A 22,871-nucleotide genomic window follows, 5' to 3' on the forward strand; every position below is an offset into this window, starting at 1 on the left:
GCTGGCTTAAAAGCGAACCAAGAGGTTTGAAAAATTTAAATGGATTGTCGTATGACTGAATCAGCAAAATTTAATATAGCTCGGCAACGCATCTATCCCCTGCTTGATAAGTGTTTTGATGACTTATCAGAATGCGTTAGTGAGGAAGATTGTTGCGGTTTGTTACTGACAGTATTGTGTGTGAGTTTCCTATCGACAGAAAAAACATCTTACATTCGCCAGTTATATCGGCGGCGGAAGCAAAAAGGAAATGGCAAGCGAATTGAACGATGTTTAACTCAACTAACTGCCACTAACCCAAGTTTGTTTATTGATCTTGAAATCAATGTGTTTGAAGTATTTCAGTTTAATTCGGAGAAACTGGGAAATATCAGTCAGCGAGACCAGTTGCTAAAGAAGCTCATTGAAAACTTTTCGAGGATCGAAACAGAAGTTAATAAAAATAGAAGCCGTTATGTTGATATTTTTAGTCATGCGGCAAATTATGTTATTGGAAAAACGATTGAAAAAAATCCAAAACATATTGGACAGTTTGTTACTCCACGGGAGATCTCATCGCTGTTAGCTCAACTACTGGCAGCGAGGCCGGGTGAGAGTATTTGCGATCCTACATGTGGATATGGTTTGACATTAACTCACTTCATATCAGCAGACAACTCTCAATTGGGAGACCGCGCTTTCGACCTATATGGGCAAGAAATCAATAAGAAGACCTGGGCTATCGCAAAACTAAATTTACTTTTGCACGGCTCGAGTGAACATCAAATAAAATTGGGAGACACTATTAGAAATCCTCGTTTGTTAGATGAAGAAAGTCACTTACAGTGTTTTGATATTGTCGTTGCAGATCCTCCCTCCAACCTGGAAAACTGGGGAGCTGAGATGGCAGAAAATGACAAATACAATCGTTTTAGCCGGGGGCTCCCACCGAAACTTAGAGGCGACTTTAGTTTTGTGCTTCATATGTTAAAAACACTAAAAAAAGATACTGGGCGAATGGCTATTATTGTTCCTCACGGGGTGTTGTTTAGAGGCGCAACAGAGGAAAATATTCGTCAAAAACTGGTTGATGAAAACTTGTTGGAAGCGATTATCGGCCTCCCCGAAAAGTTGTTTTATGGGAGTAACGCATCAGTCGCGATTTTAATTTTTCGAAAGAAAAAAAATCATGCCGATGGCTTAACCAAAAATATTTTATTTATCGACTTTAGCCGGAGATTCGAAGTAGCTAATGGACGCAGGAAGCTTGGTAAAAAAAACGTTAACCAAATTATTGATACTTATCACAAACATATCAGATCTGACTTTAGCAAAACAAACACCGAGAAAAAGATAAAGGATTCTGTAAGAATCAATAGAGTCAAAGAAGCCGAAATAGAATACTCTGTGAAAAGTACATTTATGTATGTCGCTTCAGTTGAAGAAGTTCGTCAGAATGGCTACAACCTGAATATTCCTCAATATATCGATACTAGCAGAGAAAAATTAGAGATTGACTTAGATGCAGTGATGAAAGATCGGAAAAAATTGAAGAAACGACTAAGCGAAATCGAGAGCGAAATAGCGAAAGGGTTCACAGAGCTTGGTTATGGCTAACTCAAAAACTTTTATTCCCAAGGAACGGTAAAAATGCGAAGAGATTATACAGCCGCTGCGGTCGAGATGACATTCAGTTGGATTTAGTCATAGCATCACTCCCAATAACCAATAGAATCAGCATAATATTCCAAAACCTGAATAGCGTCTGATGAAACGGTACAAACATCGTCTTCGACTTTTATCAGGTGTCGTAAACTTAACATTTCAATTGCCCCATCCAGATTAATTGCTTTGTCTTTATGCGGAAAAACAATGTGGCCACCTTTCGTTTCAATAATTTCCATTAACTCGCGAGCTTCTTGTTTGGCCTGTTTTTTCGTCACCGAGGTCACTCTATGCCGCAGGAAAATTCTGGCCATTAATACAACAGGTACAATCGGCACAGTTTTTTCAATTTCTTCCATTAAATAATCAGCCAAATGCGACACCTCAGTAAATCGATCTTCTGTCGTTAACCGGGAGAAGTTAATCGATTTATTTTCACAGTAATTTTTAGTTGAAATCGGATCGGCAAAACTCACACTAGCATAACCAAAACGCTTCCATTGATGGCGATAAGCTAACCTCATATTATGTAACCAGAACTTAAATGTTGTTTTAATCGCGTACCAGTTACTGCGTTTTTCGGCATTGGGATCTAGCGCTCGTAGTAAGGTTCTGTCTTCTAAAACTCGGTCGTAGTTAATACCAACAGGAACAAACACAATATCGCGGTCTTCAACGTGGTTGTAATGACGTAGCATATAATCGAGAAAGCCAAGTTTAGGCGGACGAATTTTTCCATCACGACTTAATCCGCCCTCTGGAAAAACCGCTTGGCAAACGCCTTCATGGGTAGCCATCGCAATGTATCGCTCTAGCACTTTGCGATATAAAGGGTTTCGTGAATTTCGTCTTACAAAATAAGCACCCATTGATTTAATTAATCCTTGGAGCGGCCAAACTTTGGCCCATTCTCCCACTGCATATGACAAGGTCATTCTTTCGGCCACCAAAAAGGAAACCAGAATGTAATCCATATTGCTGCGATGGTTCATCACAAATACTACCGTTGCATCTTCTTCCACATTGGCGAGATGGGTTTTAGCTTCAATTCTCACACGAACACGGTACAACAACTTTGCAAGTTTTTTTGATAACCAAAACCCTATTCGGTAATACACATAAGCGTTGAAAGACGGGACAATTTCTCGGGCATATTTTTGTACTTTCTCCATTAATACTTCTCGCGGCACTTCGTCTTCAACCGCCTGAGCTTGTACAAATTCTAAAACCTGGGTGTCATGGATTAAACGGTCTAGCAATACCTGTCTTTTGGTTAATTGGAAAGGTCGGATTTTGATGTTGAGCCGTTCATTTAGCTCGTGAATGGCGAGGTTTATTTTTTTGCGAAAAAACCAGCGAATACCGGGAAAAAAGAACTTGTTAATAACAACTAGCGCAAAAACCACCGAAAGCAATAAAAAAAGCCATAAAGGAATTGTAATTGGTGCATCCATGATTTTTCCCTTTTATTGGTAATATTCTCTCTAACTCCAGATAGAACAGTATTACGCGAGTGTTAGAGAGAGGGGAATTTTAAAACCAGCTATCAACTTCATCATCCAGTTTATTTTTACAGGTTTTTAGCTGACGATTATAGTTCGACGCTCTTTTTTTCACTTTTGCCGCCACTTTTTTCAGCCAGGGTTTCTTATTATAGGTTTTCCTGGCATAGCCGCCTCGTCCTTCATGATAGGCTAAATATTGACCATAGGCATCCCATTTTGATAATTTCAATCGCTTTTGACTACCGTCGGTATACCAGCCGATAAAATCAATAGCATCTTCAAAATCATCTCGATCAGCACCAGAGTTACCGGTTTGGCTGGTATATTCTCCCCACGCCGGGTCTTGCGCTTGCGCATATCCATAAGCAGATGATTTTCTGGGTAACGGGATAAAGCCTAAAAACCAGTCGCGATCCGGCTGTGCATCATCAACAAAACGAGACTCTTGATGCATAATTGCCATCATTACATAAATCGGCGTACCCCATTTATGCTGGGCGTCTCTGGCAGCTTCGTACCAATCGGGTTCACCGAAAAATATGTCGCAAATATTGTTGGGGTTACTCGGCCGATAAGTGGCACAAGCCGTCAGTGTTATGACCAGGCCAGTAATGACAATCCCCTTTAACATGCTATCAATTGTTCCCAACATTAATTAATCAAATACCCTGACAATTTGAAAACTCTAATTTTCATTCATCATATCAAAGGATTAGCGTAAATTTAAATCTTTGGTTTATAATCTCAAAAAAGTTAACAAAATTGTCATCTGCACTGCGAATTCGCATTTTCGAGCAAGTATTTTCAAGACAAGTCGCTCTGGAGAATCATTATTAATAATCAGGCAATAGGTATATTTGATTCGGGTGTGGGCGGTTTAAGCGTATTAAAAGCTATCCGCGAGTTGTTGCCTAACGAAAATCTAATCTATATCGCTGATAGTAAACACACACCTTATGGTAGTCGCTCTAATCAATTTGTTGAGGAAAGAGTCCACACCATCGCTCAGTTTTTAGTTGAGCGCCCCGTTAAAGCACTCGTTGTAGCCTGCAATACAGCCACTGCTGCCGGCGTTCATTCTTTAAGAGAAAAATACGATATTCCGATTATTGGACTTGAACCGGCCTTAAAACCAGCGGTCGAATTTTCCAGTAGTGAAAAAGTCGGCGTATTGGCAACGCAGTCTACTCTCGATAGTCAGAAATATCAGGCGTTGCGATCTCGTTTTATCGAACATGCCGATATTATTGAAAAAGCTTCACCGTTATTTGTTGAGCTGGTTGAAAGTGCGCCAGAAATAGGTACTGAACAGGTGGCGATGATCGAAGCTGAATTACAACCTTTTAAAAAGGCGAAGGTTGAAGCCTTAGTTTTGGGTTGTACTCATTTTCCATTTCTGACGACTGTGATTAGTCAGATTATGGGGCCAGAGGTAACTTTGTTTGAAAGTGCGATGCCTGTTGCGAGAGAAGTAAAAAGGCGCATTGAAAATAATTTAAATTCTCAGCCAGATAGTGGCTGGATAAATTATCTTTCAAGTGCGCCAGATAAAGCCCAGGAAACTTTTAATTTGTTATTAAAACAAAAGGTCGACATCGATCTTTTTTAGCGATTTTCATTGATACCGACTCAAGCTTCCTCAAGGAACTTTTAATCAACTAACCAATCTTACGATACTTAATCCGAGTAGGCGTATCCGCATCAGCTCCCAAACGACGCTTGCGATCAGTTTCATAATCAGCGTAGTTACCTTCAAACCAAACTGTTTTACTATCACCTTCATAGGCCAAAATGTGGGTTGCTACACGATCCAGGAACCAGCGGTCATGGGAAATAACCACTGCGCAACCAGGAAATGCTAGCAACGCATCCTCTAACGCCCGCAAAGTTTCAACATCTAAATCATTGGTGGGCTCATCCAATAACAACAGGTTACCGCCGCTTTTTAACAACTTGGCCAGATGAACACGATTTCTTTCTCCACCAGATAAGTCCTTGATAAATTTTTGCTGGTCGCCGCCTTTGAAGTTAAAACGTCCCACGTATTGGCGTGATGGAACTTGGTAATTGCCAACGGTGATCACGTCTGAACCATCGGAGATTTCCTGCCAAACTGTGTTATCGCCATTTAAGCTATCTCTTGATTGATCAACATAGGCAACCTCGACAGTTTCACCAACACGCAGCTCACCAGCATCAGGCTTTTCCAGATCCACTAACATCTTAAACAGGGTCGATTTACCTGCGCCATTGGGTCCGATAATTCCGACAATGCCACCTTGAGGAAGACGGAAATTCAAGTCGTCTACCAGGCACTTTTCGCCAAAGCCTTTTTGGATATGGTCAGCCTCAACCACCAGGTTACCTAATCTTGGTCCCGGCGGAATATAGAGTTCGCGGGTTTCATTGCGCTTTTGATAATCTTGTGATGATATTTCTTCAAACCGGGCTAAACGGGCCTTACTCTTGGCTTGCCGTCCTTTCGGGTTGGAACGAACCCACTCGAGTTCTTCTTTCATAGATTTGATGCGAGCAGTCTCTCGCTTCTCTTCAATTTCGAGGCGTTTCTCTTTTTGCTCTAACCATGAAGAATAATTACCTTCCCAGGGGATCCCTTCACCGCGGTCAAGTTCTAAAATCCAACCGGCGACATTATCCAGAAAATAACGATCATGGGTAATGGCAACAACGGTACCTTTAAAGTCCTGTAAAAAGCGTTCCAACCAGGCAACCGATTCTGCATCCAGATGGTTAGTTGGCTCGTCTAACAACAACATGTCAGGTTTGGACAGGAGCAATTTACACAAAGCGACACGGCGTTTTTCTCCACCCGATAGATGTTTTACCTCAGCCTCCCATGGTGGCAAACGCAAGGCTTCAGCAGCCTTATCTAACATTCTATCAACTTCCCAACCGCCAACTGCATCAATTTTATCCTGCAGCTCTGCTTGCTCTTTCAACAACGCATCAAAATCAGCATCGGGATCAGCAAAAGCGTTACTCACTTCCTCAAACCGGTTCAATACCTGCTTGATTTCTGCGATACCTTCTTCAACATTGCCTCGAACATCTTTGCTCTCATCCAACTCTGGTTCCTGGGGCAAGTAACCAATGTTGATCCCTTTCAAAGGAATGGCTTCACCTTCAATGTCTTTATCGATACCGGCCATTATTCGTAACAGGGTTGATTTACCCGCCCCGTTTAAACCGAGAACTCCAATTTTCGCCCCAGGGAAAAAACTAAGGGAAATGTTTTTCAGAATTGTTTTTTGCGGTGGGACAATTTTACTGACCCGATTCATTGAATAAATGTATTGTGCCATGCGGATTGTTACCTTTTAAAAATCATCGGCCCTGACCTTGTAGCCTGTCATCAATTGTCAGACAATATAAAAAACAGAATAACCATCAGGGAACTCAAAATGCGTCTTTCGTTATTGCTAATCATTTTATCTATCAGCTTGCCGTCATCACCGACATTATTGGCGACTAACCTCGCATCTGATTCTGGTGAATCTTCACCGATAAATGATAATGACTCGATCATACATCAAATTTACGAACTTGTTGATCAAAGAAACCTGAATTCTGCAGTTTTTGATCAGGCTTTACAGCATTCTGATTCGGAGATAGTCAGGGCCTCATTGATGGGCTTAGGAAGAATTGGCGGCGAAGGCGCTGCGGATAAAGCTCTACCATTTATCGAACATAAAGACGAGCAACTTCGAAGGCTAGCCGCGTTTGCAATCGGACAAAGCGCACATAAGCCAGCAGCCGAACACCTTTGGCCCAGATTAGAAAAAGAGAAATCAACTCTGGTAAAAAAAGAACTATACCTTAGTCTGGGGAAGTTAGGCGAAGAGAATTTACTCAACAAGATGATGCAACGATTGGATCGGGAGACTTCCAGAGAATCGGCAGCTTACCTGTTTCAATGTTTGACAATTGGAGCCACCTTCCACCGAGAACAACTCAAAAATTATTCTGAGATCGACTTCAGCAAGGTATTGAATCATTTCTCGGAAGGAGATGATTTTTCTGCGCTGGCTGGACTATTTATGACCAGAGTGCCGGAAATTGAATCCTTTATTACAGCTGAAGATTTACACCCCTTAACCCTTAAAAAGATGTCGCCTTACGCCACCGCTATTCTTGCCAAGCTGATTGCTAAGACCACATTAAAGCAACATACACTTAACCGAGAGCTTCTCGCCTGGGCAATTGAACAATCTGAGTCAAGCGATCTGGGTGTTCAGTTAGAAAGCACTCGCATATTAGGAAACCTGGTGCAGTTTCCACAAGCCTTAATTCAGTTAGGTAAACTACACATATCGCCTAATCCTGTTGTTGCGCAAACCGCATTAAAAGTCCTCGCGGATTCTGAGTTAAATACTAAAGAAGTGTTGCAGTTATTTAAAAAGCAACTTAAAAGTAAAACGCCGTCGATGGTGGTAGAAGCCATATCAGGAATGGTTAAGCGGCAGAAGAAAGAAGAAATGAGTTGGATCGTTAACTTGTTCGGCCATCCTTCTCCGTATGTTAAAATCCGATTGTTAGATATGTTAAAAAACAAACCTGATTCAAATTTTGATAATCTGATCAAACATTTTACCAAAGACCCGGAACAGGAAGTCAGTCGTTACGCCAAGCGCCTGCTTAAGGCTGACGATGCGAGTGATGAATCAATAGCTCAATCACCATCATACACTTTAGCAATCAAAGCAGCTCGAAAAAAAGTCACCCTGAAAACCACCATTGGTGACATTAAAATACAATTGCTTGCAGACGCACCTTATACCAGTTGGCATTTTATAAACAATGCGAAACTGGGCAACTTTGACAACAGTTACTTTAGTCGAGTGATCGGAAATTTTGTCGCTCAAGGAGGCGATTCAATTGGTGACAGAAGCGGCTCTAGCGACGAAACAATCAGAGAAGAAATTAATTTTCTCGCGCACGAACCAATGACTGTAGGAATGGCAACCGCAGGTAAGGATACCGGCACTTCACAATTTTTTATTAACACAGCACGGAACTTACACCTTGATCGAAGCTATACCATTTTCGGTAAGGTTATCGACGGACAAGATGTGGCGATGAAAATGACTCATGGCGTTAAAGTTTTGAAAGTTTTGGTTGAATAGAGAATATCAGCTTTAAAAAGCCTACTCTTCTAGCGTGGCATAAAACAAACAATCATTGGTAGCGATTTCAAGCGTGGTGGTAATCATAAACATATGCATATTTTGCTTGGCAAATAAGCAACCGTTTTTTAACTCGAGAAGTTGCTCTATTTGATCAACACCCTGTTCATCAATCGCTTTTAATGGCAAAGCCTGTTCGGGTGAACACCACCCGATAAATTCTCCTGCGGGTGTAATTTGCCGGTTTAATTGCTCGATATCAGCACGTAGTGTAATGTCTGTGGTTGGTAAACTATGATGGGAAAAACCAACGGACGCATCACCAACCAGCTCAACTCGAATAGGATGGCGGTGAACCTGCACCCGGTCGGCATGTTGGTCAAAAATATTTTCACGAGTAAAATATTCATGTAAACCATCGGTTGCAACCTGGTGTGAATAAATATCGTTAGAGCCACCACATTCAATGGTAGCAATCGGCGCGTTGAATGACTCTTCCATAATTGCACCGATACTCAAGCCAGTCAGAATTAATTTATTCGTGAACAAAGAAACAAGATCTAGCACCTGCTCACTATCGTTAACTGCGACGCCAAAGGCTGGGCTGACTCCTGAAGTATTATGCATATCAATAATCGCTTCAGGAGAAACCTCCGACACAACTCGTTTAATTTGTCGTGCCCGATTAGCCACTTCTGAGGTATCAGACTCTGCCGCAGAAAAAACGCGGTTCAAATCCTGACTGCGCGCCAAATAACGATTGGTAAAAATGGGTTTTGTACGTGCTGCCTCAGGATTACAAATAACAATGCGTATATTGGTTAACGGCACACTTTTGCTGCGTAGCCACAAGTGGCTGGCAATAAATCCAGAAGGTTCATTGCCGTGGATTAAAGTTGTTATCACCCGGGTGCGACTTGTATCTTTTCCCTTTAGATCGAAAATAGTCAGTCCATTCAGTTGACGTAAAAAACCTAATGCCGTTGGTTCAATCTGACTTCGAAAATCATCATCAAAATACTTGACTTCCGGATTTAGCAGATTCATTTTCGCTCCCATTACAACTTCCTTTAAAATTTTTTTTGTATTTATTTCCAACAACAATCCCATTCACTAACCGGGCGACCTTCCATTTGATTTTCGAAGTACATATCGAGTAACTTAGCGCAAGCTTTTTCATTAGACATCGACTTTCTCAAACAACGTAAGGTTTGTTTGGTCCAGCGCGCCCCGGTAACTCCAGTCGCTAAACGACGCTGAATAATGGTCAAATATTTATCCTTTTCATCCCTGTCAACATCGAGTTTACTTAAACCGTCACTAGCGACTTGCAACATATCGTCGATAATATTTTTAATCGGTACTTCTACTGGTTTATTTTGGTAATTCTGTGGCCACAATATCGTGGCATCTAGCCCAAGTTTAGCGGCACGATAAAAATTATACTCTGCAAATTGAAAAGGAATTCGCGACATATATTCATCAATTTTTTCTTCCAGGCCGACAGCCATACCAATTGAAAAAGCCGCATTGGCAGCCATATCAAGTGCAGTCGGGCCGGCAGGTAGCGCTCTAAACTCAACGCGGAGATGGCCGTTTCCGTGATGGGAATATACGGCTCTGTTCCACGGCCAGGTCGATCCCATATGTAAGTTTAACTCCGGTAACTCCGGTAGTTTGGTTTTGCTTTTTTCCGAAAATAATTCAGGAAATATCGGTTGATACAGGTTAACAGTTTCTGAAAATAACTCCCAAGCACTTTTTCGAACCCAACCATGCCCAAATGTGACTCTGGAAGGTTGCCGCCACCCTGAAGCGTCGGGCATGCGACTGTCCGCTGATTGCTTAAATAGCACAACACGCGTTTCATCCCACAAACATTTGCCCAACAATACACCGGAGTTCGCGGAAACCCCTAAAGCCATTGGCAAGGTCAGCTGTGCCGTATTGAAAGTATTAGAAAAACGCTCGGGTTCAACCATCAGGTGAACTTGAAATGACGTGTTTGCCCCTTCGACACAAAGTTCGGTTGTCAGAAAATCAACGGCTTCCTCACCTTCATCAATTTTAATATGAAATGGTGCGCCACGTTGTTTTAACAATTCGCGAGCAAGTATTTTGTAGCGACCTAAGTCGGTCATATATTCGTTAGTGAGGTGCTTTTCCTGAAGCGTTGGTAGAATGCCGACTGCGAGTGGTCGTGTTTTTATTTTTTCTGCGACAGACCAGAGGTAATCAAATTTCTCACACATTTCGGTGGCGATCTGAGTGAAAGGTTTTCCTTTGGCTTTAACGGGAGATAAGTTGATTTCGAGATTAAACTTGTTCAGCTCTGATTGAAATTGCTCATCCTTTAGCATTTTTAGCAGCTGAAGATTTACCGGACTAACATCGCCCTGTTCGTCCATCAGATAGACTTCGAGCTCGGCTCCTATGCAGGTTTTTTCTTTGCCGAATTTCGGCCTGGTAATAACCTCCTTCAGTATGTCAACCTGGTCGTGAATTCGACGATTGAATTGTTCAAAATCATCGGCGGAATATTCTCTTTCATCTAGCTCTCTACCCATAAGTTTCCCTCGGACTGATCACTTTTCTATAAGATCTCGACTGTTAAGATCCGTGTTTTTAAACTGTTGTTTCTTTATAGATTCCAGATTCTTTTAATTTGGTACTTTTATCAGGTTACTACTTTTGACTAGCAGCAACATTTGTGAATATTTCTGTGTTTTCGTCATCCCTTTACTATTTGTACAAACTCCGGGCTGTTTAATCAAGAATATATTAGAGCAATAGTGCAAAAACTAATCTGAATCAAGAGAATCCCATCTAATTTGCTTTTCAAAGCCGGATTTGGCTAATACGGTGACTTATAGCTCGTCAAAGTAGCCCTGCGCAATAAAACCAAGCAAGTAAATTGAGCTGTGGTAAGGTGGAAAACAGCCGAATCATCGCCAAGCGCGTCTATAAACGCCAGACTCTTGCTAACCGGCTGTTTGCTACATTTGTCGACCAATTAAAGGAGTTACCAGCTTTTCTAAACCGTTCACCTTAATTTCAAGGGTTAATTGCAATAGCTCGCCGAGCTGCCCTTTTGGAAAACCCTGATTAGAAAACCATACCAGGTAAGGTTCAGGCAACTCAATCAATGCTCTCCCCTGGTATTTACCAAACGGCATTTTCATATTGGCGATTTTGACAAGATTTTCCGGCTCAAACATCAGCGTTTCTTTTTACCCGTTTTTTTTCCTGCTTTTTTCCTGGCAGCTTGTTTTTCTTCTTTTAAACGAATCTTTTCCGCCACCTCAATCAGCTCTTTTTCGACCATTTGCGGCGTTTCCAGCGTAATTTGACCCAATATGGCATTACGAAACTCATTGATAATAATTTTACTCACCTTATCCAGATCAATTCGCCCCCCGGCTTTAAGACAACCTCGCCGTTGACCAATCATTTCAATAATATCAATGGTTTGTTGATTTAACTCATCCAATTGGTAGTGTTCTTTTAGTTTGCTGGGATAATTGGCGATGAGATATTCAACCAGGTAAAAAGCAATTTCGTCATAATCCAGAACGGTGTCTTTAATTGCCGCACAAATTGCCAGGCGATAACTGCTATGCTGGTTTTCGATTTTAGGCCAGAGAATGCCAGGCGTATCAAACAGAGTTAATCCGCTCGGTAGATCAATTCGTTGCTGACGTTGAGTTACCGCAGGCTCGTTTCCCACCTTAGCGATTTTTCTGCCGGAAAGACCGTTGATAATGGTAGATTTCCCCACATTTGGAATTCCCATTATCATCGCTTTGATCGGTTGCTCGCGGGCAACTCGCTCCGGCACCAGCTTACGCGCCAATTCTGTGATTTTTGACAGTTCAGCGGTTTGTTGACCATTGAGTGGCAATGCTTTGGTATTTTGCTGTAATTCCAGGTATTCGCACCACCGGCGGGTCATTTCGGGATCAGCCAGATCGTTCTTGTTAATAATCTTAATAACAGGTTTTATCATTCCCTTAAAATCTGATAACTCAGCAATAACCGGATTGGCACTGCTGTAGGGAATACGCGCGTCCAATACTTCAATAATTAAATCGACTTTGGGTAAGGCCTGTTTGATTTCTTTCTGGGCCTTGTGCATGTGCCCGGGATACCATTGGATGGTCATTATCAGTTCGTATTTTTAGATCCAAAAGGTCATTTTATACAAATCGGATATTCGAGGGAAACTTAATCAGAAAATGCAGCGGTTATTTTTATTAACAATGCCATCTTCTATCAGTCAGGTGAGCACCTCTGAATCTTGGGTTTCAACTCGCCCGTTTTAACCAAATAATCCCCTAACTCAATTAATGAGACATTTATTTAAACGCCGTGTGCAAAAGGCGAGTAAAACGGCAATTAAGAAATCTCAAAAACAGCAATCCAAGCAGTCGCGCTCACATTGTGCTACATTTACCCTATCGACAATCGCTTATAACAGCACCCAAAAGAGAAACAACAATGATTGACGAGCGCCGCCAATTTAATCGAGTCGCTTTTAACACAGTCGCAACTTTGACCATCGACAAGCTTGAAACAGAGTGCCAGATTGTCGACTTGTCACTTCACGGCGTGTTACTTAAGTTGATGGGGATATTTGATACAGAAATCGGTTCAACCTACCAGATAGAAATACCACTCGGCGAAGACAACGAATTGATTGCGATGGAACTTGAGTTAATGCATCAAAACGAAAATGGTCTGGGATTAATGTGCACAAATATCGACCTGGACAGTATTACACACCTGCGGCGACTGGTTGAACTTAATCTTGGAGACAGTGAACTACTTGAGCGAGATTTTAGCTCATTAATCAAAGATAACGAGTAACCCTTGCAACCTTTCTGTTAAACCCCATCTATTCTCACGGTAGATATTTTTTACTCTCTGAAATCCAGTGATCAATACAATGATCAAGATTCCGCTACAAATTATTCAGAATATTTCGCCTTTATTAATTAGTTGCATTAACGGTTGCTGACTCAAACATCAACCAATATTATATAGCTGCGAATTCTGGGTTCAGACGAGTTAGTAACCTGGCCCCAAAAATTGATGAATGAAAATCGATGAATAAAATTCAAGGAATTATCATGACAAAGTATTTAATATCCGTATTCGGGTTAATCTTGTTTCTGAGTAGTTGCAGTGATGAGCAAGGTAGCCAACAATCGGACAAAACTTCACAACCCAAGCCCGCCGCCCACATCAAACTTGATCAGTTTTCCGGTAAAGCCTGGTTAAGAGAAAAGCTGCCGAACAATGCCCTCGCCTATATCAGAATGCCGAGCCCATGGTTTCTATTTTCTGGGCAAGATAACGGTTTTAACTACGCTCATGGCAATAAAGCACATGTAGACGCAATAAAAAATATTCAGGCAGGCTTACAAGAGGGGTTAATTAAGCAACTGACCGGTAGTTCTGCAATTAATCAATTTTTCATGACATCAATCAACGGCCCTATTGAACTTTCCCTGGTTCAACCCGAAGCGGGACAAATGATGCCGTTAATTATGTTGGCAACAAGTTTGAAATTTAATTCTATTGATGAATTCAAACAGCCCTTCGAAGCGGCCATTAATAATGAACCGATGGCTCAGTTGAGCAAGGCGACCGATGCAAAAGGAGAGGGCCTGGTTCGTATTCAAAATGCCGAGTCTTTTTACCAATATGATGCAACAACTCGACAATTCGTTTTGTTTGCCGGAATGGGCGCAACGATTGACAGTATGAAACGTGTTTATGCCGCAATGCAAAGTCAACAGGAACATCCGATGTATTCCGCTGAAAGCCAAATCGATGAAAGTGGCCTTGGCTTATTTACCTGGCTTAATCCCAAAGCAATACTACCTGCAGTAAAACCCTTCGTAGGTCCCGATAAGCTAGCAGGTTTTGAAGCAATGGGCTTGTCCCAAATGAATGCTGTGGCATTTGGTTACGGTGTGAGCGATAAGAAAACTCGCATGAAAGTACTCATTGATATGCCGTCTGTGGGCGTTCGTAAAATGTTACCCAACATCGACAACAAATTCGATGTGAACGCAACCGGTGAAATTAATACGGTCGGTATTTTTTCAATGCCGACCGATAAACATTTGCAGAATATGGAAAACGGCGTAAAAGGGATGATGGGAGCACTCCCACCGGAATATGCAGAGTTTAAACAACTGGTCTCCCAAAATGTTGGTCTTGGTTTAGACGAGATTCTGGCGACCTTTGGGCCTGAAATCATTTACTTTTCTGACGACATCGGTGACTTTGTTGCGATCCGACTGAATAACCAAAAAGACTACCAGAAACTGCTTGATAGTTTATCCAGTAAACAGCTAATTAGTGTTTCGGAACATAACAAAAATAATCTTAAAATTTATCATGCAACAACGCCAATGATGAATTTTGACGATTTAATGCAATCGACTCACCAAGCTGGCCAAGAAGTCCCTCTCGCATTACAAGCACTTAAAAATATGAAAAGCCATTACTTTTGGACAGAGGAAAATGGCTTCCTGATCTTTTCTGGTGTACCACAACCATTAATTGAGCGGGCGCTTCGTAAGGACAAGATCTCTTTAAATCATTGGCTAGCACAAAATCAGCATCACGATCTTTCCCATTCGCTGTTAGCCTACAGCGGTACCGCTGAAGATTTATCAAGAAAATCTTACCATATTTATTTACAACTTCTTCAGATGATTGCTGACATCAGCAAAGTTGAATTCGATTTGTTTGCGTTGCCTCTGGCAAGTGAGTTAGCTTTTGCCGAACAGGGAACAATCGGTTTTAGCTTAAACCTGTCACAACCTTTTATTTCCCTGGAAATGACATTTGAGCAGAGCTTCTTCGATATGTTTTACGGCGGAGGCTATGCGTCTGTTGCCGTTGTTGGCGTGCTTGCTGCTGTCGCATTACCCGCTTATCAGGACTACACCATAAGAGCCAAAGTTAACGAAACGTTACAACCTGTCGAGTCATTGAAATCTCGAATTTCCAGTCAAATTATTAGTGGAAAAGCAATTTCAACGATTGATGGTAATGCTGAAGGAATTGGTCCGTTGGGCGCTTATACCAACAACATGATTCAATCAGTGAGTGTTAAAGATGCAATAATTACTGTCACCTTTATGTTCAATATGGAGCATCCTTCACTCTCAGATAAAACACTTATACTGGTCCCTGAAGAGCGCGGCGGCCATGTGATCTGGAACTGTACCGGCGGCACCCTTGAGCCGAAGCATAAGCCTTCATATTGTCGATGATAATTAAGCGAAGCGAAATCGAATTATTTTGTTTTCGCTTTTGTTTTTGCTAAATCTTAAAAACTCCGAAATGAAAATGCATTTCGGAGTTTTTTTCCTTATTTAATCGAGAGATTACTTATCCCAAGCAGGCTCTTCGGTTACGTGAATCAGGCTATAGCTCGGATAGAGCTGTCAAAGCGTCACTCAAGTGTGCAACACCAACAATCTTTATCCCTTCAATCGGCTTTTTCGGTGCATTAGCCTTAGGTACAATCGCGACTTTAAAGCCATGCTTGCTCGCCTCTTTTATACGTTCTTGCCCATTAGGTACAGGTCGTATTTCTCCCGCCAAGCCAACCTCTCCAAAAGCAATAAGATTCTGTGGCAGAATTTGATTTCGCAAGCTGGAAACGGCTGCTAGTAACAAAGCTAAATCTGCGCTTGTTTCCATCACTCTGACACCGCCGACAACATTCAAAAACACGTCCTGATCATGACAAAAAATTCCGCCGTGACGAGAGAGCACCGCCAATAACATTGCCAAACGATTTTGATCTAGTCCCACGGCTACCCTTCTGGGATTACCGGCATGGGACTCATCAACCAACGCCTGAACTTCCACTAACAAAGGCCTGGAACCTTCCCAGGTAACCGTCACCACGCTGCCTGCCGCAGCCTGTTGATAGCGTGAAAGGAAAATTGCAGAAGGATTTTGAACCTCTTTTAACCCCTCATCAGTCATTGCAAATACACCCAGTTCATTGACTGCGCCAAAACGATTCTTTACCGCCCGCAAAATACGATATCGTCCGTCACGTTCGCCTTCAAAGTAAAGTACAGCGTCAACCATGTGCTCTAAAACTCTCGGGCCGGCCAAAGCGCCGTCTTTTGTCACGTGACCAACCACAAACAAAGCGATGCCTTTCTGTTTGGCAAATCGAACCAGTTGTGCCGTACTTTCCCTCACCTGCGCCACACCACCGGGCGCGGACTGGAGCAGTTCGGTATATATGGTTTGAATCGAATCAATTACCATGACTTGGGGCTGCACATTTTGAGCAGTGGCGATAATCGTTTCGACCTGCGTCTCTGTGAGCAAGCTTAGTTGATTCCCATTTAAACCGAGTCGTTTAGCGCGCATCGATATCTGTTGGGCTGATTCCTCCCCGGTAACATAAACCGCGTTCAATTGTTCACTCAGGTGGCACATGCTCTGAAGCAATATCGTTGATTTACCAATGCCGGGATCACCACCGATTAACACCACCGATCCTTCAACCAGCCCGCCTCCGAGCACACGATCTAACTCAGATAAGCTGGTCGCAATTCGAGCCGTCTCACTTTGCTCAACCTCACCCAATTTCTGAAGTTGCTTATCAGCCCCGGCATAACCGGCAAAACGTGCATTTTGCGGTGTCTTTTTAGCCTCGACTTGTTCTACCAAACAGTTCCATTGACCACATTCCGAACACTGACCGGACCATTTGGGCGAAACAGCCCCACATTCATTGCAGGCATAAATCGTCTTTATTTTCGACATAAAAGCTTTATTTTTTCCCTAGAACTCGTGATTTGTTAATATACCACTATCTATTTTTTCCGCTAGCAATTAGGCTAAATTAACTACGAGCAAAAAACAGCGAAACTCTAGCGACGACAGTCTTGACGAAAAAGTCCTGATGAATAAGTCCTGATGAAAGAATCTCGATGTAAGAGTCTCAATGCATGGTTATTGAATGAAGAGTGAACGATGAATAGCTGGACACCCGAATCGTGGCAAAAATTTAAACTCTCTCAACAAGCCCGTTATCCAGACGAAACGCAGCTGGAAAGTGTTCTATCAGAATTAAAATTACTGCCGCCGCTGGTCAGTGTAGAAGAAGTAGAATCGCTCCAGTCAAAACTTGCTAGCGCCGCTAATGGAGAAACCTTCATTTTACAAGGTGGTGACTGTGCAGAACTTTTTTCCGATTGTAATGCGGATTCAATCGCCAGCAAGCTAAAAATACTTTTACAAATGTCATTAGTGTTGATTCATGGACTCAACAAACCGGTTGTTAAAATTGGACGTCTAGCAGGCCAATATGCCAAACCACGTTCTGCAGAAACAGAAACTTCTAATGGTGTCAGTCTCCCCTGTTATCGTGGTGACTTAATCAACGGCGCTCCGTTTAATTTCAATGAGCGAACTCCTAATCCCAAAAGGCTTCTAAAAGGTTATTCATTTGCTTCTTTAACACTGAACTATATTCGCACACTCATTGAAAATAAATTTGCCGATTTTTCTGATATGAAAAATTGGAACTTAGACTTTATTTCACACTCTCCGCTCGCGAATGAATACCACCAAATATTGGAAAAAATTCAAAAGTCCATCGACCTACTTGGTAACCTCTCACAAGGTCATGCAGAACCGACATTTAAAGATAAACTTTACACCTGCCATGAAGCTCTACACCTTCAATATGAGCAGGCACTCACTCGAGAACATAGTGACGGACGCTGGTTTAATTTATCCACCCATTTACCCTGGATTGGCATGCGTACAGCCCAGCCTGACTCAGCACATCTGGAATATATGCGCGGTATTGCAAACCCGGTAGGTGTAAAAATAAGTGCTAATACCAATAGCGAACAACTACTTAAATTATGCGACAAACTCGATCCAGATAATACGCCTGGCCGACTGGTTTTAATTACTCGTTTCGGCAGTCAGAAAATCGAACAGCACCTTCCTGATTTAATTCGAGCAATTAAAAAACACCAACGCAAACCACTCTGGTGTTGTGACCCAATGCACGGAAATACATCAATCACCCAAAACGGCACAAAAACCAGGCGATTTGATGCTATTATTGATGAACTCACTAAAGCTTTTCGCATTCATCAAGATTTTGGGACTCACCTTGGCGGCGTCCACTTTGAATTAACCGGTGAGCACGTTACAGAGTGCATCGGTGGTGCCAGAGGGTTGACAGAATTTGATCTGCAGAGAGCTTATAAAAGTTTGGTCGACCCAAGATTAAATGCCGATCAATCGTTAGAAATGGCTATGCGAATCGTTAAACTAAATCAACAACTTGCACAAAAAGGACCATTACAAGAACGTAACAATTTGCCAGCTTAGTAATCATTATAATTAAGACTCTTTAAGTTTTAGTTATTTTTTTATTAGCGGTTTCAAATAAATGTAATTCTGATCCAATGTAGCACAGAGTTATCAGCAAGCTTCAATTTGATTGAGCACTGAATAAAGCCGCTGTTATATTATATTGATTCAGCTATAGACTCTTTTTTTAAGGAGGATTGAATGAAGATCAGAAAACATTTTTTATTAGTCGGATTATTTCTCTGTGTAGGCGCATCAAGCATAGCGCACGCAAACGTTGAAAACTATCGACTGATTCCTCCCGACAGCTTAAACCAGCAAGTCAATCAAACAAAACAGCTTTTGCTTTTTCAAAAAATTCAACAAGCAACTTCGCCGCTGGAGCTGGCACAACAAATTGTTCGCTCAAAATCTTTATCTACTGTGAACAAAGAGTATTTGTTATTCGAACTTGCAAAAAATTTGAGAATAACAAATTTGCAAATAAAGCAAGCTAACAAACAGTCAGCACTGAGTTACATCAAAAGTCTGAAGCCACAGTTAAAAACGGTTTTAAGCGACGGTAATCATCAACAAGTTATTATTGCGTTTCCATTTGATAAAGCGGCAGAAGCTAGTCAGGAATATTTAAAACTTAGTCAGTTGGCAGAAAAAGTCACCACACTTATTCAACAAGCCGACTACGCAACACTAAGTTTACAAAATGAATTTTTATCACTCGACAAAAAGCAAACTCAGTTGACCAAAAAAATTATCGGGCAGCTATCACAACAACAAGCAGAATATTTTGTAGACTGGAGTTTAGAAAGGTCGGATATCAACCTTGAGTCGAAATTAATTTTTGCACTTAAGGCGAAAAATAAAAATGTTGTTTTAAATTTACTCCAGGATAAAAAAAGTATTCCGCTCCATCGTTATCTTCAAGCCGTGATTAATTTATGGTCAAAGTCGCAGCAGCTTTCTGCAATAGCGTCAATCAGCAAGAATGAAAATTACGCGTCCCAAATGATGTATCTGGTCAATGACCTGAATATACCTCGCGAACAAAAAATTAACTTCTGGATCTCACAGCTTGATAAATCAACCAGCGGAGCAAGCGCAGCACACTCTCTCGCAAAAATTATGAACAATGACTTAGCAGATAACCTGGCGCAGAAATCGATTGAAACACAATCTCAATCCTTCCAGTCCAGAGCACTACTCGCACTGAATTTGAGTAAACAAGATTATGCAAAAGAAAAAATCAAAATGCTGCTTGAAGACGGTTTGGTGTCGGCCAATCTGGCGAAGGAGGTTTCAAAATGGTTAAATTAATTCTTTCTTCAATGACTGTCCTATTATCGTCTACACTGGCACTATCAACACTTTTATCAACGGCGGTATTATCAACGGTAGTGTTATCAACGACAGCGTCAGCGACACAATTAACCTACACAGAAAACGATACAACCGATCCTAACAATCGCGCACTCGGTTACCCGGTTCCAGTACCTGTCGCTTCACAGACGCCGGTTGATGGCTTCAGACAGTACGACAGCTTGTTTGCTCGTCATCAGGACATGGCACTCAACTTTGATTCGATTACCGGCAATATAATCGGTCAGACTCGCGCAGGAGAAGATATCTGGGCATACACACTCAGTGACGCCGATAATACAACTTTCGAAGGCAATATCGTCGAGGGAAGTATGCTGCAAAATGGCGGAATTCACGCCCGTGAATGGCAATCACCAGAAGTGGTTACCGGTATTATTGAAAGATTTTATGACAATCAAAACGATCAAGGATTTTATCGGTATCTGTTGGACAACAGTCGGATGATTATTATTCCAGTGCTCAATGTTGACGGCTTCAGACAAACGCAGAGATATCCGATGAACGCCGTATTTAGCACCGATCAGGATGATAACCCGGAATTTCCGCGTGACGGCAGAATGCGCCGCAAGAATATGCTGGACGTTGACACCGATCTGAGCACTGAAAACGACTTTTTATTAGGCGTTGATCTCAATCGAAATAATTCACCTTACTGGGCGACAAATCCCGGACGCTCTTCAAATCGTCAGCAATCCATTGTTCACCATGGTTCAGGACCAGGGTCAGAGCCAGAAACTCAGGCACTACAAGCCGCTGCAGCCCTGGCAGCTGGAACACTTCGGTTTTACATCGACACCCACTCCTTCACCCAGATCTATTTCGCCCCGATGACCGGCAATACGCGGCGCGATAACATCACAGCCTCAATAGCCGCCCGAATGCAATCGGTTAATGGAAATCGTTATGCTTATGGACCATCAGGAGCGGGCGCAGGCATTGGTTCGACAGACGAATATTTTGCCAATACATTTCAAGTGCCTTCATACACACTGGAAACAGAGCCCGGACAAAGTGGCGGAACACAATACGGCGGCTTTGGCGTTTCACACGATGGTTTCATTTTACCGGAATCAGAAATAGCACGCGTTCGAAATGAGCTGGCGAATGCCTCCATTCTTGGTTACTACATTCAAGCTGGTGTTCCAAGTATCATACAACTGCAAATCACTCGTGTTGATACTGGTGCGACGGTTTATCTTGGCAACTGGCAGGCTGACTCAGCAACCAGCCGCAGCTGGCAAGAAACGGCTAACGCAACCCTGGAAACTGACGTTAACTATCGTGTTCGATTGTCTTTCAATAAAACAATGCGCTGGCGAAACAACGGGCAATCCGCGCAATATCCCGGCCAATCAATTGCGATGCAACCGACCATCAGCCTGGAGGGTTTTGATAGTGGCGGAAACAACTACAGCGTTGCGCTCAACAACGGCGTCGGTCAATGGGTTAATAATGTATCGGTAGCCAATGACGGTTATCTGAATTATGAAGATGATAGTTATGTTTTTGAATTTACTTTACCTGGCGGCTCGGCAGTTATTGGCGCAACATTACAGCAACTAGCAATTACAGTGACCGACCTGGCGGGACAATCAGTTGATGCCAATCCCGCTACCGTAGCCACCTGGCAGAATGGCTCCTGGGTCAATTACGAATCGAGCGACGGCAGCATTGGTGACATTGGTGGTGTCGATCGAAGTATCCGTTTAGTTAACGATGGTAGTCCACTATTTACCGATCCAGCAGCGCCGCCAAGTGGCGGTGGCGGATCCGGTGGCGGCGTCACATCAAGCGGTGGTGGTGGAAGTAATGGCGTTGTCTGGACAATCATGGGATTACTAGCTCTGCTTGCCAGATCGAAAAGAAAAACGATTTAACAGCCTAAGCACTATCTCTTACAACCCTGTCTCTTACAACCCTATCTCTTACTCAGGCCAACTTATAGTGGCCTGAGTTTTTGCTTAGTGCTAAACTCCTCGCAACCACCTGCTCTCAGTTGAATGATTCAGCCTTATGTCACAGCCAGAAAGCACAGAAAAAAATCCCGATGACTCAGTGGTCGCCTCCGATAAAGATCCACTCAATACATCTCAAGAACCGCTCCAACCAAATTCTGATAAAACGAGTAAACCACCGGGAGTGTTAGGTGTTTTTCAAAGTGTGATTGCAGCGATGTTCGGCGTACAGAGCGAAGAAAAACGTCAACAAGATTTTGAAAGCGGCCACGCTGGAAATTACATTTTTGTCGGCGTTGTGATGGTCGTTATTTTCGTGTTTACTCTGATCGCAGTTGTTAATGCCATTCTGGAAAACGCCGGACAATAATCAGGATAATGACAAACAGATGCTAACCATCAAACAGGCAACCTCGCTCCATCTGAATGTACTGGTTGAACTTTTTGAGCAATATCGAGAATTTTATAATGCCCAACCTGACAAATCGCGCAGCCAACAATTTCTCGAACAAAGATTAAACAGTAAAGATTCTATTATCTTATTGGCATTTGACGGCCAGGAAGCAGCAGGTTTTGTACAGGTTTATCCTGTTTTTTCTTCGGTCGCCATGCGCCGAGTCTGGTTGCTCAATGATTTATTCGTCACTCATTCCAAACGCCAAAAAGGCGTTGCCAAAAAGCTCATGCTCGCAATTGAAGCAGAAGCCCAGAAAGCAAAAGTTTTTTCTATAAAACTAGCGACGGCGATAGATAACGAAAATGCAAAACACCTTTATCAATCGCTCGGCTATCGACTAATTGATAACTTCGATCACTACAGTAAACGAATCGTCTGAAGGAAGACTCAAATCAACACTGCGGTA

At 42.3% G+C, this 22,871-nt stretch carries 18 protein-coding genes; 10 read left to right on the plus strand and 8 right to left on the minus strand.

What is annotated here, in order from left to right; genetic code table 11:
• The first annotated feature begins 51 nt into the window (after positions 1-51).
• A complete protein-coding gene (locus FLL46_RS19310; protein WP_168204243.1) occupies positions 52-1,596 on the plus strand; it encodes an N-6 DNA methylase in 1,545 nt (514 codons plus the stop codon).
• Between the two features lie 95 nt (positions 1,597-1,691).
• Here the strand turns inward: FLL46_RS19310 and FLL46_RS19315 are convergent, their stop codons facing one another.
• Entirely contained in the window at positions 1,692-3,098 is a 1,407-nt protein-coding gene (locus tag FLL46_RS19315; protein ID WP_142932995.1) for a 1-acyl-sn-glycerol-3-phosphate acyltransferase, read from the minus strand.
• Between the two features lie 79 nt (positions 3,099-3,177).
• A complete protein-coding gene (locus FLL46_RS19320; RefSeq protein WP_246119357.1) occupies positions 3,178-3,801 on the minus strand; it encodes a transglycosylase SLT domain-containing protein in 624 nt (207 codons plus the stop codon).
• A gap of 201 nt (positions 3,802-4,002) precedes the next feature.
• On the opposite strand from FLL46_RS19320, the gene murI reads away from it, so the two are divergent.
• Positions 4,003-4,758 carry a glutamate racemase gene (gene murI, locus FLL46_RS19325; RefSeq protein WP_281281995.1) on the plus strand — a complete coding sequence of 252 codons (756 nt, stop codon included), beginning with the start codon at positions 4,003-4,005 and terminating at the stop codon, positions 4,756-4,758.
• Positions 4,759-4,807: 49 nt separating this feature from the next.
• Here murI and ettA read toward each other — a convergent pair whose 3' ends face one another.
• Entirely contained in the window at positions 4,808-6,472 is a 1,665-nt protein-coding gene (gene ettA, locus FLL46_RS19330) for an energy-dependent translational throttle protein EttA (RefSeq protein WP_142932997.1), read from the minus strand.
• Positions 6,473-6,571: 99 nt separating this feature from the next.
• On the opposite strand from ettA, the gene FLL46_RS19335 reads away from it, so the two are divergent.
• The gene (locus FLL46_RS19335) at positions 6,572-8,293 is read left to right on the plus strand and encodes a peptidylprolyl isomerase (protein WP_142932998.1); all 1,722 of its coding nucleotides are present in this window, start codon (positions 6,572-6,574) and stop codon (positions 8,291-8,293) included.
• A 21-nt stretch (positions 8,294-8,314) separates the two neighbouring features.
• On the opposite strand, the gene FLL46_RS19340 is transcribed toward FLL46_RS19335, so the two are convergent.
• The 4 genes from FLL46_RS19340 to ylqF form a co-directional block, all read right to left on the minus strand.
• Positions 8,315-9,340 carry a M14 family metallopeptidase gene (locus FLL46_RS19340; protein ID WP_168204245.1) on the minus strand — a complete coding sequence of 342 codons (1,026 nt, stop codon included), beginning with the start codon at positions 9,338-9,340 and terminating at the stop codon, positions 8,315-8,317.
• A 41-nt stretch (positions 9,341-9,381) separates the two neighbouring features.
• Complete coding sequence (locus FLL46_RS19345) at positions 9,382-10,860, minus strand: glutamate-cysteine ligase family protein (protein WP_142933000.1); 1,479 nt, start codon at positions 10,858-10,860, stop codon at positions 9,382-9,384.
• 429 nt (positions 10,861-11,289) lie between these two features.
• Complete coding sequence (locus tag FLL46_RS19350; protein WP_142933001.1) at positions 11,290-11,511, minus strand: DUF3820 family protein; 222 nt, start codon at positions 11,509-11,511, stop codon at positions 11,290-11,292.
• Positions 11,511-12,455: a ribosome biogenesis GTPase YlqF gene (gene ylqF, locus FLL46_RS19355; protein ID WP_142933002.1), complete on the minus strand. Its 945-nt coding sequence runs from the start codon at positions 12,453-12,455 to the stop codon at positions 11,511-11,513. The genes FLL46_RS19350 and ylqF overlap by 1 nt, the downstream gene beginning before the upstream one ends.
• Before the next feature lie 335 nt (positions 12,456-12,790).
• Here ylqF and FLL46_RS19360 point away from each other — a divergent pair, with 335 nt between their 5' ends.
• Together FLL46_RS19360 and FLL46_RS19365 are read left to right on the plus strand one after the other, a co-directional pair.
• Positions 12,791-13,159, plus strand: a complete 369-nt coding sequence (locus FLL46_RS19360; RefSeq protein WP_142933003.1) for a PilZ domain-containing protein — start codon at positions 12,791-12,793, stop codon at positions 13,157-13,159.
• Positions 13,160-13,422: 263 nt separating this feature from the next.
• Entirely contained in the window at positions 13,423-15,585 is a 2,163-nt protein-coding gene (locus tag FLL46_RS19365; protein ID WP_168204246.1) for a pilin, read from the plus strand.
• A 154-nt stretch (positions 15,586-15,739) separates the two neighbouring features.
• Here the strand turns inward: FLL46_RS19365 and radA are convergent, their stop codons facing one another.
• Complete coding sequence (gene radA, locus FLL46_RS19370) at positions 15,740-17,107, minus strand: DNA repair protein RadA (protein WP_142933005.1); 1,368 nt, start codon at positions 17,105-17,107, stop codon at positions 15,740-15,742.
• A 210-nt stretch (positions 17,108-17,317) separates the two neighbouring features.
• On the opposite strand from radA, the gene FLL46_RS19375 reads away from it, so the two are divergent.
• The 5 genes from FLL46_RS19375 (at position 17,318) to FLL46_RS19395 (ending at position 22,844) form a co-directional block, all read left to right on the plus strand.
• Entirely contained in the window at positions 17,318-18,694 is a 1,377-nt protein-coding gene (locus FLL46_RS19375) for a 3-deoxy-7-phosphoheptulonate synthase class II (protein WP_142933006.1), read from the plus strand.
• A 183-nt stretch (positions 18,695-18,877) separates the two neighbouring features.
• On the plus strand, positions 18,878-19,990 hold the full coding sequence (locus FLL46_RS19380; RefSeq protein ID WP_142933007.1) for a hypothetical protein: 1,113 nt from the start codon (positions 18,878-18,880) through the stop codon (positions 19,988-19,990).
• Positions 19,978-21,930 carry a M14 family zinc carboxypeptidase gene (locus tag FLL46_RS19385; RefSeq protein ID WP_142933008.1) on the plus strand — a complete coding sequence of 651 codons (1,953 nt, stop codon included), beginning with the start codon at positions 19,978-19,980 and terminating at the stop codon, positions 21,928-21,930. The genes FLL46_RS19380 and FLL46_RS19385 overlap by 13 nt, the downstream gene beginning before the upstream one ends.
• A gap of 136 nt (positions 21,931-22,066) precedes the next feature.
• Positions 22,067-22,378, plus strand: coding sequence for a DUF2970 domain-containing protein (locus FLL46_RS19390; RefSeq protein ID WP_142933009.1), 312 nt, complete (start codon positions 22,067-22,069; stop codon positions 22,376-22,378).
• Positions 22,350-22,844, plus strand: a complete 495-nt coding sequence (locus FLL46_RS19395; RefSeq protein ID WP_142933010.1) for a GNAT family N-acetyltransferase — start codon at positions 22,350-22,352, stop codon at positions 22,842-22,844. The genes FLL46_RS19390 and FLL46_RS19395 overlap by 29 nt, the downstream gene beginning before the upstream one ends.
• The last annotated feature ends 27 nt before the right edge of the window (positions 22,845-22,871 follow it).

Origin of the sequence: Aliikangiella coralliicola, assembly GCF_007004725.1 — a bacterium.
Taxonomy (GTDB): domain Bacteria; phylum Pseudomonadota; class Gammaproteobacteria; order Enterobacterales; family Kangiellaceae; genus Aliikangiella; species Aliikangiella coralliicola.